The sequence below is a fragment of the Gaoshiqia sediminis genome (assembly GCF_025907915.1).
In the GTDB taxonomy this organism is placed as follows: domain Bacteria; phylum Bacteroidota; class Bacteroidia; order Bacteroidales; family Prolixibacteraceae; genus Gaoshiqia; species Gaoshiqia sediminis.
In genome coordinates, this window is the sequence record NZ_JAPAAF010000009.1 from 61,037 (window position 1) to 76,314 (window position 15,278).

Sequence of the window (15,278 nt, forward strand, 5' to 3'; positions counted from 1 at the left end):
GCGTGGTAATTTTTCATTCATAATGAAACAGGCCGGTGAAAGCTTGTCTCGTTTTTGGCCCCTTGGACTAATCCCGGGCCACATATTCAACCGAAAAAGCAGGAGTTAGCCAACTGCGCCATACTCCTGCCCTTTCGGACTTTATTTTTCAAAAGCTTCGATCTCAGTTTTTAAGCTCACGAGATAATCGATATCGTCGAGCCCGTTTTGCAGGCAATGCTTTTTGTACGGGTTGATTTCGAATTGTTCCGACTCGCCGGTAGCTTTGATCGTAAACGTTTGGCTCGGCAGATCCACTTCGAATTCGCTGTTTGGGTCGTTCTCGATGGTTGCGAAGATCTTTTCGAGGAAAGCCGGTGACACAACAACGGGCAACAAGCCATTGTTGAGGGCATTTCCTTTAAAAATGTCGGCAAAAAAGCTCGACACCACCACCCGGAAACCATAGTCGTAGATGGCCCAGGCAGCATGTTCGCGGCTCGATCCGCTGCCAAAGTTTTTACCGCCTACCAGGATTTTGCCGCTGTAGGTGCTTTGGTTCAGCGGGAAATCGGCAATCGGTTGGTTGTTTTTATCGTAGCGCCAATCGCGAAACAAGTTGTCGCCAAAACCTTTCCGCTCAACCGCTTTCAGGAAGCGGGCCGGAATAATCTGGTCGGTGTCCACATTCTCGATGGGCATGGGCACCGCCGGTGATACTATTTTTGAAAATTTATCGTAAGCCATTTCTGATTTATAATTTTTGAATGATTATTTATGATTTTAACTTCCTGCCTGGATTGATTTTCTGGAAGAAATGAAAATTGAGCAAAGCTCATAAGCTTCTTTTATTAATGGATCGGTTGTTCCCGTTGAGAGTAAGTTCTCCTCAGTCGTAAACTCTAACCAAAAGCTACTTTCATCAGCTTCCTCAATAACGATTGATAATTTAGCAGCAAACGCTGCTTTCGATTGCGCCAGGTTTGCAGCACGATAGTTAGCAGGAACTGATGTTGAACATCGAATCAACTGACCTCTGATATGTCTTCCCAATGTAGTATCAGGAAGCAGCATAGCAACTTTCACACAATCATGTGCAAACTTTTTGGTTCTTTGTTCCAGTTCCTTTCGAGTCATTTCAGACAATCATCAATCGTCATTAATCAATCATCAATCAGAGCATTTCCCGCGGGTCGGTGATGACACCGGTTATGGCGGCGGCAGCTGCGGTGATCGGGCTGGCCAGCAAGGTGCGGGCGCCTGGTCCCTGACGACCTTCAAAGTTCCGGTTCGACGTAGAAACGGCATATTTCCCTTCCGGGATTTTGTCGTCGTTCATGGCCAAACAAGCTGAACATCCGGGTTGACGCAAGGCCATTCCGGCAGCTTCAAAAACTTTGTCCAGGCCTTCTTCGATGATCTGCTTCTCTACCGCTTTCGATCCGGGAACCAGCCAAACAGTCACATTGTCGGCTTTCTTTTTTCCTTTTACAAATTCGGCAAAAGCCCGAAAATCTTCAATCCGCCCGTTAGTACAACTTCCGAGGAACACATAATCCACCTTTTTGCCTTTCATGGCATCGCCGGGATGGAAATCCATATATTTCAGCGACTTCATAAAAGTAGTTTTGTCGGTACCTTCCAGGTCACTTCCGGTAGGAATTGTTCTTGAGATGCCGATGCCCATACCCGGGTTTGTTCCGTAAGTAATCATCGGCTCAATGTCGGCAGCATCGAAATGATATTCAGTGTCGAATTTAGCACCTTCATCCGATTTCAACGACTGCCAGTAAGCCACCGCGTTGTCCCAGGCTTCGCCTTTGGGGGCAAACTTGCGGCCCTTCACATAGTTAATCGTGGTTTCGTCGGGTGCAATCATCCCACCGCGGGCGCCACTTTCGATGCTCAAGTTACACAGGGTCATTCGACCTTCCATGCTCAAACCGGTGATGGCTGATCCGGCATACTCGATAAAGTGGCCGGTACCGCCGCTGGTCGAGATCTGCGAAATAATGTACAGCGCGATATCTTTAGCTGTTACGCCTTTACCCAGTTTGCCATCCACCGTGATGCGCATTTTCTTGGGTTTGGGCTGCATGATACATTGACTGGCCAGCACCATTTCCACTTCACTGGTACCAATACCGAATGCAATAGCGCCAAATGCACCATGGGTAGAAGTGTGGCTGTCGCCGCAAACAATGGTCATGCCGGGCTGGGTTAGGCCCATTTCCGGTCCGATGATGTGTACAACACCATGACCATCGCTACCCAAACCATAGTGGGTAATGCCGCTTTCTTCGCAATTCTTTTTCAGCATCTCCACCTGGTTGCGCGACAACTCATCCTTGATGCTCATGTTTTGGTTGATGGTGGGCACATTGTGGTCGGGAGTGGCCGTGGTTTGGTCCGGGCGGAACACTTTCAACCCGCGTGTTTTCAATCCTAAAAAGGCCACCGGACTGGTCACTTCATGAATAAAGTGACGGTCGATATACAACACATTGGGGCCGCCTTCTACTTGTTTCACCACGTGGGCGTCCCAAATCTTATCAAATAATGTTTTTGCTTCCATATAATCTTAACTTTTCAACTTCAGCCGGCCAGCAGCCGGAAATCCTATTTTATTACAGATTAATCAACTTACTCCTTATTGCACCGGCATTTTATTGACAGCATCCAGAAATGCCTCAACCGAAGCGGTAATAATATCCGTGTGAGCGCCAAAACCAAAGAATTTAACGCCATCGTAATCCAGCTCCATGTGAACTTTACCGACATCGTCGCTACCTTTGGTGATGGCCTGAATCAGGAATTCTTCAAGCGTCACCTGGCGTTTCAGAATTTGTTTGACGGCTTTAATCGCAGCATCCACCGGTCCGTTGCCCGAAGAAGTGGCATCGAATTTTTCACCGGCAATATCCAAACGAACGGTTGCCATCGGGATTAATGACTTACCGGTTACCACTTGCAGGAAATCAAGTTTGATGCGGCGTTCTTTCCGTTGCGTATCGTCCACCAACAGCACGACATCGTCATCACGAATGTCCTTTTTCTTATCGGCCAACTCCAGGAATTTCTCGTAAACTTCATCCACTTTTTCCTTGGTCAGTTCGTAGCCCAACACTTCCAACCGGTGTTTCAGGGCGGCGCGGCCACTGCGTGCGGTCAATACGATTGACGACTCGTTGATACCCACCTCAGTCGGATCGATAATCTCATAGTTTTCGCGGTTTTTCAACACGCCGTCCTGGTGAATTCCGGATGAGTGCGCAAAGGCATTACGCCCCACAATAGCCTTGTTAGGCTGCACCGGCATGTTCATCAGGTTCGAAACCAAACGACTGGTTTTGAAAATATTTTTTGTATTGATGTTGGTATCGATATTCAGCACTTTGTAACGACTTTTCAGGGTCATCACCACTTCTTCCAGCGAGGTATTTCCCGCACGCTCGCCAATGCCGTTTATGGTTACTTCAGCCTGACGGGCACCGTTGATGATACCGGAAATGGTGTTGGCCGTGGCCATCCCCAAATCGTTGTGACAGTGGGTTGAAATGATCGCGTTCTCCACCCCGCGCACATTGTCGATCAGGTACTTGATTTTTTCGCCAAACTCGTGCGGCATGGTATAACCGGTCGTGTCCGGAATGTTGACTACCGTTGCACCCGCTTTGATGACCGCTTCTACCACCCGGGCCAGGTATTCATTTTCGGTACGTCCGGCATCTTCGGCGTAAAACTCAACGTCTTCAACATATTTCTTCGCGTATTTTACAGCCCGAACCGCACGCTCAATAATTTCATCAGGATTAGAGTTGAGCTTGTAATGGATGTGATAATACGATGTCCCAATCCCTGTATGAATACGACCTTTCTTGGCGTATTTCAGAGCTTCTGCGGCAACATCAATGTCTTTCTCCACTGCGCGGGTAAGGGCGCAAATGGTTGGCCAGGTCACCGCTTTTGAAATTTCGACTACCGATTTGAAGTCGCCGGGGCTGGAAATCGGAAAACCGGCCTCGATCACATCAACGCCCAATTCCTCCAACGCCTTGGCCACTTCAATCTTCTCAACCGTGTTTAACTGACACCCCGGGACTTGCTCGCCGTCCCTCAAGGTAGTGTCAAAAATGTACAATCTGTCGCTCATGATGAAATGATTTTTAGTATCTGTTATTTTCTTTTTTTACATATCAAAAAAGCCATCCTCTGAAGAGAATGGCTTTATGTCATTTTTGTATAATTATACCCATACCATTCTCAGTCGCGCATCCGGAGTAGAATACCGAGTAGAATACCGAGAATAGAAATGGAATAAACTTGTTTCATTTTTTCAATGATTTGCTGCAAATATCACAATATTTTTTTAAAATGAAAATAAAACACCGCTTTAATTGCTAAAATTAAAAGTTAATTGTGCTTTAACTTTAAATCCGGCAGTTTAAAATCGTTCTAAAGAATCTTTTACCCCCCTTGGTTATTCTTTTGAAAAGCAAATCAACTTGTTTTGTTTAATCGGGGATACAGAAACTACCCCCCCCGCAAAAAAAACGATTATCTAATCATGGGTTCGGCTACCCCAGCCGTGGGCAATTCCTCTTGTTTTTCGAACTGAATGATTGCAACGGCCTCCTGATCGTCTCCCCATACTAATGGCGGACAGGTTAATTTCAACCCTTTCCCCCGGATGCGTGCATGCCTGATTTTATCCAGCCCTTCATTACTGGGAAAAAGCGATCCCTCCACGTGATGCACAATGTAGTCTTTCTCCCGATTGAATTCATACCGCCCGAAATAGGAAATGCCCCGAATTTCCCCAGACTGCTCTTTGGGCATGTACTGTACCGAAAAATGCCCGGATGGGGAATAATTTACATACCCAACCGCATCGGCTCCAAAGGGATATTCTAATTGTCCGTTAGTTTTTTGCAACTCAAATGACTTGAGTTTCCATGTTCCGATAATCAAACTGTTCATGATTGCTGGTTTTAAATTGAAATTAATACGATCGAGCAGGCAATTTGTTCAGCCTGGAAAACATGTTAAAAAAGTACCTCAAACAACAGGCTTTCACGAAAAATTTTGTTACCAGAAAAAAAGCCTGCCAATCGGTGACTGGCAGGCTTTGGTATTTGATTTCGTATTGTTTTACACAATTTTCTTCATGGCAGTCATCGACTCGCGCAGTTCGTAACCGACAATTTCAACCGGGTGGAAACGAATGATCTCGTTCACAGCAATCAGTTGTTTGTTGTCAACACCGTTATCGAAACCTTCTCCGTAAGTTTCGCCAATCACGTCCACATCAATTTTCGACATGAAATCGGCCAGCAAGGGTTTGCAGGCATGGTCGAACAGGTAACAACCATATTCGGCGGTATCCGAAATCACACGATTCATTTCGTACAATTTTTTGCGGGCAATGGTGTTGGCAATAAGCGGGGTTTCGTGCAACGACTCGTAATAAGCCGATTCTTCTTTAATGCCGGCTTCGGTCATGGTTTCAAAAGCCAGTTCAACACCCGATTTCACGAAAGCAACCATCAATACGCCATTGTCGAAATATTCCTGTTCGCTGATTTCGACATCACCGGCAGGCGTTTTTTCGAAAGCGGTTTCGGCAGTGGCAGCACGCCAGGTCAACAGGTTTTTGTCGTCGTTGGCCCAGTCTTCCATCATGGTTTTGGAGAATTCGCCGCTCATGATATCGTCCATGTGTTTTTGAAACAATGGACGCATGATGCGTTTCAGCTCTTCCGAAAGTTCAAAAGCTTTGATTTTTGCCGGGTTCGACAGGCGGTCCATCATATTGGTGATACCACCGTGTTTCAACGCTTCGGTAATCACTTCCCAACCGTATTGGATCAATTTGGAGGCATATCCAGGCTCGATCCCTTTTTCAATCATTTTATTGAATGACAGAATAGAACCGGTTTGCAGCAAACCGCAAAGAATAGTTTGTTCGCCCATCAAATCCGATTTTACTTCGGCAACAAAAGACGAACGCAGTACACCTGCACGATCGCCACCTGTAGCAACACAGTATGCTTTTGCAATTTCCAGTCCGTCACCATTCGGATCGTTTTCCGGGTGAACAGCAATCAAGGTTGGAACGCCGAATCCGCGTTTGTACTCCTCGCGAACTTCAGAACCCGGCGATTTCGGAGCAACCATCACCACGGTAATGTCTTTGCGGATTTGCATACCTTCTTCCACGATATTGAAACCATGTGAATACGACAGGGCAGCACCTTGTTTCATCAGTGGCATCACTGCGCTGATCACGCTGGTGTGCTGTTTGTCGGGTGTCAGGTTGATCACCAGGTCGGCTGTCGGGATCATCTCTTCATACGTTCCAACTTTGAAGCCATTGTCAGCAGCATTTCTGTACGACTGGCGTTTTTCTTTGATGGCGGCTTCGCGCAGCGTGTAGGAAATGTCCAGGCCCGAGTCGCGCATGTTGAGTCCCTGGTTCAACCCCTGGGCGCCGCAGCCAACGATCACGATTTTTTTGCCTTCCAGCTTCTTAACTCCGTCAGCGAATTCCGACTTGTCCATAAACTCGCAGGTTCCCAATTGCTGCAGTTGCAAACGCAACGGGAGGGTATTGAAATAATTTGCCATGTTGAATGAATTTTATTTGTTCTTACTCGATTTTTAAGATCCTGGATACAAAGCAAAAGAATAATCTGCAAAACGTGGAGTAAAAAAACAGGTATTTTTGGTAATTTTCATGGGTTTGCATTTTAAACCTTACCCACACAAAACTTTTTAAACTATATTTCAACGACTTATAAAGTATCTTCTGATGGTAATTTTGAACTACCGGGCAGTTTCGGCGCGATATTGCAATGGCGAAAACCCAGCCTCGCGCTTGAAAAATTTCGTGAAATACGATTGATCGTCAAAATGCAGCTGATGTGCGATTTCGGCCACACTTAGGTTCGTGTGCACCAACAAGCGTTTAATTTCCAACACCTGCTTGGCTTTAATAATCTGTCCGGACGTTTTGCCGGTGTACAGTTTCACGGTTTGTGTGAGGTGGTTTGGCGTTACGGCCAGCCTCGCGGCGTATTCTTTCAGCGATAAGTTGTTGTGCGTGTTTTCTTCAACCAAATGATAAAAACGTTTGACCAGCAAATAGCCCTTACCCGTTGTTTCCAGGTTTTCGATGGTTTTGTAGCGCGACGTGCAGGTGGTCAGGATCAGGTCGAGCAACGAGCGGAGCATGTCCAGCTGATTGGTATCGTTGGTGCGAAGTTCCGAGATGCTCCGGCGAAACAGCTCCTCCAGAAAATGCATGTCTTCTTTGCGCTCCAGCTGAAGTGGAGGATTGTCCTGTTTCAGATTATAAAAGAAAGGAAACTCGATCAGGCTGTTTTGGTTGCTCCGGTTGGCCAAATAAAAATCGGCCGTAAAAATGAAAATGTAGCCACCAACATCTTTCGAAAACTCGATTTTGTGCGCCTGCCCCGGCGACATAAAAAATACACAAGGTGGCCTGATTTCGTATTTGTTGCCGTCGATCACGTGAAAACCAGAGCCTTTCATCAAGTACAGCACTTCAAAAAAATCGTGCCGGTGTGGGTATTTCACGCTGAAATGCCGTTTCGCATCAAACACTTCCACCTGAAACTGCTGGCTTTTCCGCTCGTCTGAGCTAAAATTGTGCAGACTGTAAACCGGTAATTGCTCCGTTTTCGAATTCATTGGCAAAAAAAAGTTGGTTGGAAAGCCCGACGAAACGGACTTCCAAACAACCTGATTTAATGTATTTTTCTAGTCCAGTGCATCGAACATGGCATCACGTTCCTTCAGGAACTCAGAAAGCCGCTCGATGGGGTCGCGGGTAATGGCGATACGCCCGGAACGAATAAACTGCATCACATGAAACTCGTTCAGTTGCTCAAAAAGCGCCTGGGTTTCTTCTTTGTGCCCGGTTTTTTCAATCACTGTGTATTCGCGGGTGATTTCCAGAATCCGAGCGCCGGCATTGCGCACCATCTTTTCTATTTTATCCGTATTGTACAAGGCCTCTGTCGGAACCTTGTACAAGGCGATTTCCTGGAAAATCATCTCATCGTTGGTGTGATAAAAGGCCTTCATCACATCCACCACTTTTTCCAGTTGGGAAACGACTTTCATCACCCGGTCTTGAGTTTCGTTTACCACGATGGTGAATTTTGAGATACCTTTCAGCGCCGACGCCGAAACGGTCAGACTTTCGATATTTATTTTTCGCCTGGTAAAAATGATGGTAATCCGGTTAAGCAAACCGATATGGTTTTCCGAGAATATGGTAATATTAAATTCTTGTTTCATTTTTCTCTGGTATTAAAATTAAGCTTCAAGAATGATATCAGAAACAGACGCGCCTGCCGGTACCATCGGGAAAACATTATCTTCTTTTTCAACAACCACTTCGAGCAAATACGGGCCATCGTGCTCCATCATTTTTTGGATACCTGCTTCCAGTTCCTCGCGTTTGGTCACTTTGTGGGCCGGCATGCCAAAACCGTTTGCAATCATGATGAAATCGGGATTCGTAAGTTCTGTAAACGAATAGCGTTTTTCGAAAAACAGTTGTTGCCACTGGCGCACCATGCCCAGGAAGTTGTTGTTCAGCAAAATAATCTTCACCGGGAGCTTGTTTTGCACGATCGTCCCCAACTCCTGCAGGGTCATCTGAAAACCGCCATCGCCCACAAAAGTAACCACCTTGCGGTCTTTCGCTCCAAGCTGTGCTCCAACGGCTGCGGGGATCCCGTAGCCCATGGTGCCCAGCCCGCCCGAAGTAACATTACTTTTCGAATGTTTAAACTTGAAGTAGCGGGAAGCAATCATTTGCTGCTGGCCAACATCGGTCACCAAAATGGCCTCGTGGTTGGTTTTTTCCGAGGCGATGCGAACCGCTTCACCCATCGTCAAACCTTGTTTTTCGGGAAAAATATCTTTCTGAATGACTTTTTCATATTCAATTTTATCGCAATCCCTGAATTCCTGCACCCAGGCATCATGTTTGTTCTGCTGTACATTTTCCATCAACATGGCCAGCGAATTCCTGGCATTTCCCAGCACGGGCACATCGGCCTTTACAATTTTGTTGATTTCGGCAGGGTCAACTTCAAGATGGATGATTTTGGCGTTTTTCGCATAGGTGCTCACCTTTCCGGTAACACGGTCGTCGAAACGCATGCCCACGGCGATAATCAGGTCGGCCTCGTTGGTTTTGATGTTGGGGCCGTAATTTCCGTGCATGCCCAACATCCCCACGTTCAGCGGATGGTCGGTTGGCAGGGCCGACAAACCCAACAAAGTCCAGGCAGCCGGAATCCCTGTTTTTTCAATGAAGGCTTTCAGTTCATCCTCGGCGTTGGCAATAATAACCCCCTGACCGAAGAGCAACAGTGGTTTTTTAGCTGCATTGATCAAATCGGCAGCTTCCTTCACCTTAAACGGATCTACCGGAAACTCGGGGATATACGAACGGATTTTAGTGCATTTTTTGTACTCAAAATCCAGCTCCTGAAACTGGGCATCTTTGGCAATGTCCAGCAATACCGGTCCCGGCCGCCCCGATTGGGCAATATAGAAAGCTTTGGCAATGGCGTCCGGAATTTCCTCAGCCGAAGTAACCTGGTAATTCCATTTGGTAACCGGCATGGAAATTCCCACCACATCCGATTCCTGAAAAGCATCCGTCCCCAGCAGCGGCGAAGCCACTTGTCCGGTGATGCAAACCAGTGGGATGGAATCAATCTGTGCATCGGCAATGCCGGTGATCAGATTGGTAGCGCCGGGCCCCGATGTGGCAAAGCACACACCGGCTTTCCCGGTTACTTTGGCGTACCCTTCGGCAGCATGAACTGCCCCCTGCTCATGACGGGTCAGAATGTGGGTAACATGTTTGTCAAAATCGTACAGGGCATCATAAATGGGCATGATGGCCCCGCCTGGGTAGCCGAAAATGGTATCAACACCTTCTTCCAGTAACGAAAGAATAACGGCTTGTGATCCGGTAATACGTTTTGTTGCCATATGAATGATTTTTTGTTGTTTCTAATCTATAATACGAACTGCGCCTTTGTCAGCCGACGAAACCAGGCTGGCATAAGCTTTCAGCGCTTTACTTATATTTCTGATCCGGCCAACCGGCTTAAAAGCGTCTTTTCCTTTGGCTTCCTCTTCGGCACGCCTCCGATCCAGCTCTTCAGGACTAATCAGTACGTTAATTTTACGGGCCGGGATATCGATTTCAATCTCATCGCCATCCTGAATTAAAGCGATACCTCCTCCGGCTGCTGCCTCGGGCGAAGCATGTCCGATGGACAAGCCCGAAGTACCCCCGGAGAAACGTCCGTCGGTTAACAGGGCGCATTCTTTATCCAGTTTCATCGACTTCAGGTACGAAGTTGGGTACAGCATTTCCTGCATGCCGGGTCCGCCTTTCGGTCCTTCGTAACGGATAATGACCACATTTCCTGCCTGGACTGCATCACCCAAAATACCGTTCACCGCATCTTCCTGCGATTCGAACACACGGGCAGTGCCTTTGAACGTGTAAAGCGCGGGATCAACACCAGCCGTCTTCACGATGCAGCCGTCTTCGGCAATATTGCCGTAAAGAACAGCTAACCCTCCGTCTTTGTTATAGGCATGTTCCAGACTGCGGATGCACCCATTTGCCCGGTCCTTGTCAAATTCCTTATAATAGCTCTCCTGCGATCCCAGCACCAGGTTGCGAACGCCGCCAGGCCCTGATTTATAGCGCTGAATGTCTTCAGCCTTCACCGAACCGCTCATGATGTCGTATTTGGCAATGGCTTCTCCCAGGGTCAACCCATCAGCACGGGGAACCGTTGTATCCATAAGCCCACCACGGCTAAGCTCGGCCAAAATACCAAGAATACCACCGGCACGATTCACATCCTGAATGTGATAATGTCCGTTTGGCGCAACCTTGCACAGGTTGGGGGTAACTTTTGATAATTCGTTGATATGCTTCATAGTGAAGTCAACACCGGCTTCGTGGGCAATGGCCAAAATGTGCAAAACCGTGTTGGTCGAGCCTCCCATCGCAATATCCAATTTCATGGCGTTTTCGAATGCCGCTTTTGTTGCAATATTTCGTGGAAGGGCGTTTTCATTTCCTTTTTCGTAATATTCGTACGTCAGCTCCACAATCCGTTTGGCAGCATGCTCAAACAACCGTTTCCGATTGACATGTGTGGCCACGATGGTGCCGTTTCCGGGCAGCGCCAAACCGAGCGCTTCGGCCAAACAGTTCATCGAGTTGGCGGTAAACATACCCGAGCAGCTTCCGCAGGTAGGACAGGCATCGCGTTCCACTTTGGCCAGGTACGACTCTTCCACATTTTGGTCGGCGCCCATCACCATGACATCCACCAAATCATAGTCTTTCCCGTCGATATTACCGGCCTCCATGGGCCCACCCGATACGAAAATGGCGGGAATATTCAACCGCATAGCGGCCATCATCATCCCCGGGGTAATTTTATCGCAGTTGGAAATACAAACCATCGCGTCCACCTTGTGAGCATTGCACATGTATTCCACGCTATCGGCAATCACATCGCGCGAGGGCAACGAATACAGCATACCGTCGTGCCCCATAGCAATACCGTCGTCAACGGCGATCGTATTAAACTCGGCGGCAAAACAACCCTGCTTTTCAATTTCGCCCTTAATGAACTGGCCAATATCGTGCAAGTGAACATGTCCGGGAACAAACTGTGTAAATGAATTGACGATGGCAATCATCGGTTTGCCAAATTGTTCTTCTTTCACGCCATTGGCACGCCATAAACTCCGGGCCCCGGCCATCCGGCGGCCTTCGGTAGTAGTAGCTGATCTCAATTTGTACTTCATATCTTCTGTTTGTATTTTTTTGTTTTTAAAAAAAGCCCTTCTCTTTTTAGGAGAAAGGCTTTTGAATATCAATTGCTCAACAATCAGCAGCCTTCCTTAGTGAAAACCAAGAATGACGACCAGAAGGACTACCGGATGATCTGTTGAAAAATGTGTCATAATCAATTCTTTAAAATGAAAAAAGCCATTCCCTGTTTGTGAGAATGGCTACCTGATATACCAACGTGCAACATCCTCACTTCGCTTGCGAAATGACCACGACCACGAGGATAATGACGTTAAGTATGATAGCCGGAATTTTCATTTTTGTTCTTTTGTACGAGCAAAAGTAGAAATTAATTTCAAAAACCAAAATTAATTCGTAAGTAAATATCCACTTTGAAATAGAATTTAACAGATAAACACTTACACCACTACGAATTAATAATTAGAAACTTGCCAAAACAGGAAAAACAAATTGCATGCAAACCGGATTCCTTTTGCGTATATGCATTTCCAGAAGCAAACATCAGAATAAACAAAATGACACAACTTATTGATTGAGTCCCAAAATACCCCTAACTTTATTCATATTCAGCATTCTGGTTAAACTCATCTCATAAAGAAAGGAGTTCCACATGAACACAAATGAAACAAATTCGGATGTCTGCTGCCCTCCATTTGATCCGGCACCCTGGGACGATCGCGTGTTGGAATGGAAACACAAAATGTTTATCCGCGACAAGGTTTTTACGTTGTTTTACATGCCCATGAATTTTGCGAAAGTCATCAAACGGCTATACAAAAAGGTGCAAACTGCCCAAACTGCTGTGCCCGAGAACTTGTGTCTGTCCGATCATACCTCGAAATGGAACATGGACCTTTACCTGGCCGTGGGCAAACCGGTTAAAGGCGCAAAAAACATCAGCCTGAGCGGACACTTTTACAGCAAGGTTTACGAAGGCCCCTACAAAAACACCCAACAATGGTGCGACGACTATAAAAAACTGGCCGAACAAAAGGGACTGGAGATCAAAAAATGGTACATGTGGTACACCACCTGTCCGAAGTGCGCAAAAAAATACGGCAAAAACTATGTCGTCATTCTTTGCCATGTATCCAAAAAATGAAAAAATAACCGTGAAGATGGAGGCAAAAGCAACGGTCGACAAGGAAATTTTTCAGCATCCGGGTGAACGAACGCTGGCCGCTTCAGGTATCGATAAAGCAGAATACCAAACCGTTCCGAACGCACCTCACGAGCCAAAACCGGCAAATAGCAACAGATCCGGACCTCTTTTCGTATGAACGGAATAAACATTCGTGATGTTCTATTTATTTTTGTGATAACAATTTAATCCAACTGCTATGAAAAAACTTATTCTTCTTTTGATCATGCTGTGGGGCAACTGCATTATCGCTCAGGATACGCTAACGGTTAAGTTGGAAAGCCGCCCGTCCTCATTGGGGGTACACCCAGCCTTTGAAGTTGCGATTCCCAATGCCGACCCGAAAGATGCCATCGACTTATGGGAAAAAACCTTGGTACCGACCAATTTGCTCAGCATATTTAAAAAGACCCCGAAACTGGAAAAAGAAAAAGACGAATGGGTCATGCGCGGAATCAGCATCGACCAGATTAGCGGCACCCCGCTGGATGTTTACGCCCGGGTTACCGAGTTTAACAACAACATGTTCTTCACGGCCTCCTTCCGCGACGGACAAGGGTTTATTGGCCACGAACCGGAAGCACCCCAAAACAACCAGGCCAGCCAGTATGTGCATGATTATGCGCTGGAATTGTACCGGATGACTGTTCAACAGGAGATTGATGAACAGGAAGATGTGCTGAAAGATCTGGAACGAGAGCTGAGTAAACTGCAACGAAAACAAGAACGCTACGTCAGTAAAATGAAAGATGCCCAAGCCGAGGCTGTTGGCCGGGGCGAAGCACACCGGCAAACACAGATGCGGCTCGACCGCCGCCTGACCCTGGGCGCTCCGGGCTCAAGCACAGGAGGACAAACCCCCAATTACGAAACCAGTTCCGACGAACTTCAAAAGCAACTCAAATCGGCCAAAAGAGACCAACAAAAAGCCAAACGATCGGCATCGAAATTCGACCGCCGCATCCGCAAAAACATGGACGAGCAGGCCGAAGTAATGAACCGGATCGACCAACAAAAGCTCCACATCCAGGCAATACGCGATAAGTTGAGTACCGTGCGATAGGTATATCCATCAAGGCAAGTTTAACACTTCGGTAGGGGTACTTCAAGGGTACCCCTACCCACTTCCGAAGTACCCCCTCCCGCATCAAAAACGAATGAAGCCAGTTCGAACACGAATGAGTTCGCCTTTTTGACGAACAAATTCATGAAAAGGATGAATTCATGCCTTTTCAGATGAATTAAATCATCCCCGGAACGAATGAGTTCGGTAAAAAGACGAACTCATTCGCCAAAACAGGAACGAATTCGGGAAAAAGAGGAACCAAAGCGGGTAAAAGATCCTTGAAAGCGTGTTCGAAGAGGTATAAAAAAAAGAACGGAGGCAACACGTACCCCCGTTTAGAAAAATAAAATTGAATGAAACTATGCGGTTGTTGCTACCGTTTTATGAGGCCCGTTTTTCTCGAAGCGTCTTTTCAGGTCGTCGTAAATAGCTTTGGAGCCGGGAATGCTCATGCGGGTTGCCAGTTTTACCGAGTTGTAGTAACTCAGGGCCGCCGTGTAGCTTTCAGAGCCTGCCTGCATCACGGTGTCGTCCAAATCCTGGTACACCTGCCTCAACGGACGCAACAGAGTCATCAGTTGTTCCCAGGTTTTCAGGTCGGCCTGGAATTCTTGCACACTCATAAACGGAGGGGCAAACTGCGGATCCGAATCGCAATAATCGAGGCATTTTTCCACAAAGGGCGAGGTGCCGTCGCTCATTTTGGGCAACACCTTGCGTTCGTCGGGAGTAAGCCCGATCAGATAAGGTTTCAGTAGAGCGACAATTTCGGTTGTTTTTTCGAGCACTTGGGTGGCCACCTCCTCGGGCAGCTGAAAATTGATTTTATTGTCCATAAGAAATTAACTAAATGGTTTATTGATTGATTTTTTTGTTCAACCAAATTAGGACATCCCTATTTACTTGACAATAAAATTCAGTTTTATTTGACGAACGATATGGTTTAGGGGCCTCAAACTGCGCAAAACCCGCATGAACGAACAATTGGGATTCGGAAAAACCTTAAATAATCGGTGAAAACAAACCCAATGGTTCAATTAATAATCCGGCCCGTCGATAAAAAAAAATGCACATTAACAATTATTAACATACCTCATAAAAACCCACTAAAGATTGATGATTCAGAATAAAAAAAGAACTTTTTATTTGTTTTTGTTTAAGTTTCATTGCAATTGTTTAAACATTTTTATTCT

The 15,278-nt window shown here is 46.5% G+C and carries 14 protein-coding genes; 3 read left to right on the plus strand and 11 right to left on the minus strand.

The features are described from left to right. Positions 1–141 precede the first annotated feature (141 nt). The 10 genes from leuD to ilvD form a co-directional block, all read right to left on the minus strand. A complete protein-coding gene (gene leuD, locus N2K84_RS08620; protein ID WP_282591391.1) occupies positions 142–726 on the minus strand; it encodes a 3-isopropylmalate dehydratase small subunit in 585 nt (194 codons plus the stop codon). A gap of 36 nt (positions 727–762) precedes the next feature. Continuing rightward, positions 763–1,116 (minus strand): four helix bundle protein, encoded by a 354-nt coding sequence (locus tag N2K84_RS08625; protein WP_282591392.1) that lies wholly within the window; start codon positions 1,114–1,116, stop codon positions 763–765. A 37-nt stretch (positions 1,117–1,153) separates the two neighbouring features. Next, positions 1,154–2,554, minus strand: a complete 1,401-nt coding sequence (leuC, locus tag N2K84_RS08630) for a 3-isopropylmalate dehydratase large subunit (protein ID WP_282591393.1) — start codon at positions 2,552–2,554, stop codon at positions 1,154–1,156. A gap of 75 nt (positions 2,555–2,629) precedes the next feature. Next, positions 2,630–4,132 (minus strand): 2-isopropylmalate synthase, encoded by a 1,503-nt coding sequence (locus tag N2K84_RS08635; RefSeq protein ID WP_282591394.1) that lies wholly within the window; start codon positions 4,130–4,132, stop codon positions 2,630–2,632. Between the two features lie 404 nt (positions 4,133–4,536). Then, positions 4,537–4,959 (minus strand): lipocalin-like domain-containing protein, encoded by a 423-nt coding sequence (locus tag N2K84_RS08640; RefSeq protein ID WP_282591395.1) that lies wholly within the window; start codon positions 4,957–4,959, stop codon positions 4,537–4,539. Positions 4,960–5,130: 171 nt separating this feature from the next. Beyond that, positions 5,131–6,606, minus strand: coding sequence for a ketol-acid reductoisomerase (gene ilvC, locus N2K84_RS08645; protein WP_282591396.1), 1,476 nt, complete (start codon positions 6,604–6,606; stop codon positions 5,131–5,133). A gap of 198 nt (positions 6,607–6,804) precedes the next feature. Continuing rightward, on the minus strand, positions 6,805–7,692 hold the full coding sequence (locus N2K84_RS08650) for a helix-turn-helix domain-containing protein (protein WP_282591397.1): 888 nt from the start codon (positions 7,690–7,692) through the stop codon (positions 6,805–6,807). Between the two features lie 69 nt (positions 7,693–7,761). Continuing rightward, complete coding sequence (gene ilvN / locus N2K84_RS08655; RefSeq protein WP_282591398.1) at positions 7,762–8,304, minus strand: acetolactate synthase small subunit; 543 nt, start codon at positions 8,302–8,304, stop codon at positions 7,762–7,764. A gap of 18 nt (positions 8,305–8,322) precedes the next feature. Continuing rightward, a complete protein-coding gene (gene ilvB / locus N2K84_RS08660) occupies positions 8,323–10,020 on the minus strand; it encodes a biosynthetic-type acetolactate synthase large subunit (RefSeq protein WP_282591399.1) in 1,698 nt (565 codons plus the stop codon). A 21-nt stretch (positions 10,021–10,041) separates the two neighbouring features. Beyond that, the gene (ilvD, locus tag N2K84_RS08665; RefSeq protein ID WP_282591400.1) at positions 10,042–11,871 is read right to left on the minus strand and encodes a dihydroxy-acid dehydratase; all 1,830 of its coding nucleotides are present in this window, start codon (positions 11,869–11,871) and stop codon (positions 10,042–10,044) included. 617 nt (positions 11,872–12,488) lie between these two features. Here ilvD and N2K84_RS08670 point away from each other — a divergent pair. From N2K84_RS08670 to N2K84_RS08680, 3 genes are read left to right on the plus strand one after another with little or no spacing between them, the layout of a single operon-like run. Continuing rightward, positions 12,489–12,980 carry a hydrolase gene (locus tag N2K84_RS08670; protein ID WP_282591401.1) on the plus strand — a complete coding sequence of 164 codons (492 nt, stop codon included), beginning with the start codon at positions 12,489–12,491 and terminating at the stop codon, positions 12,978–12,980. A 16-nt stretch (positions 12,981–12,996) separates the two neighbouring features. Next, a complete protein-coding gene (locus N2K84_RS08675) occupies positions 12,997–13,158 on the plus strand; it encodes a hypothetical protein (protein ID WP_282591402.1) in 162 nt (53 codons plus the stop codon). A 60-nt stretch (positions 13,159–13,218) separates the two neighbouring features. Continuing rightward, positions 13,219–14,082, plus strand: a complete 864-nt coding sequence (locus tag N2K84_RS08680; protein ID WP_282591403.1) for a hypothetical protein — start codon at positions 13,219–13,221, stop codon at positions 14,080–14,082. Positions 14,083–14,444: 362 nt separating this feature from the next. Here N2K84_RS08680 and N2K84_RS08685 read toward each other — a convergent pair whose 3' ends face one another. Further along, positions 14,445–14,921: a hypothetical protein gene (locus N2K84_RS08685; protein WP_282591404.1), complete on the minus strand. Its 477-nt coding sequence runs from the start codon at positions 14,919–14,921 to the stop codon at positions 14,445–14,447. Positions 14,922–15,278 lie beyond the last annotated feature (357 nt).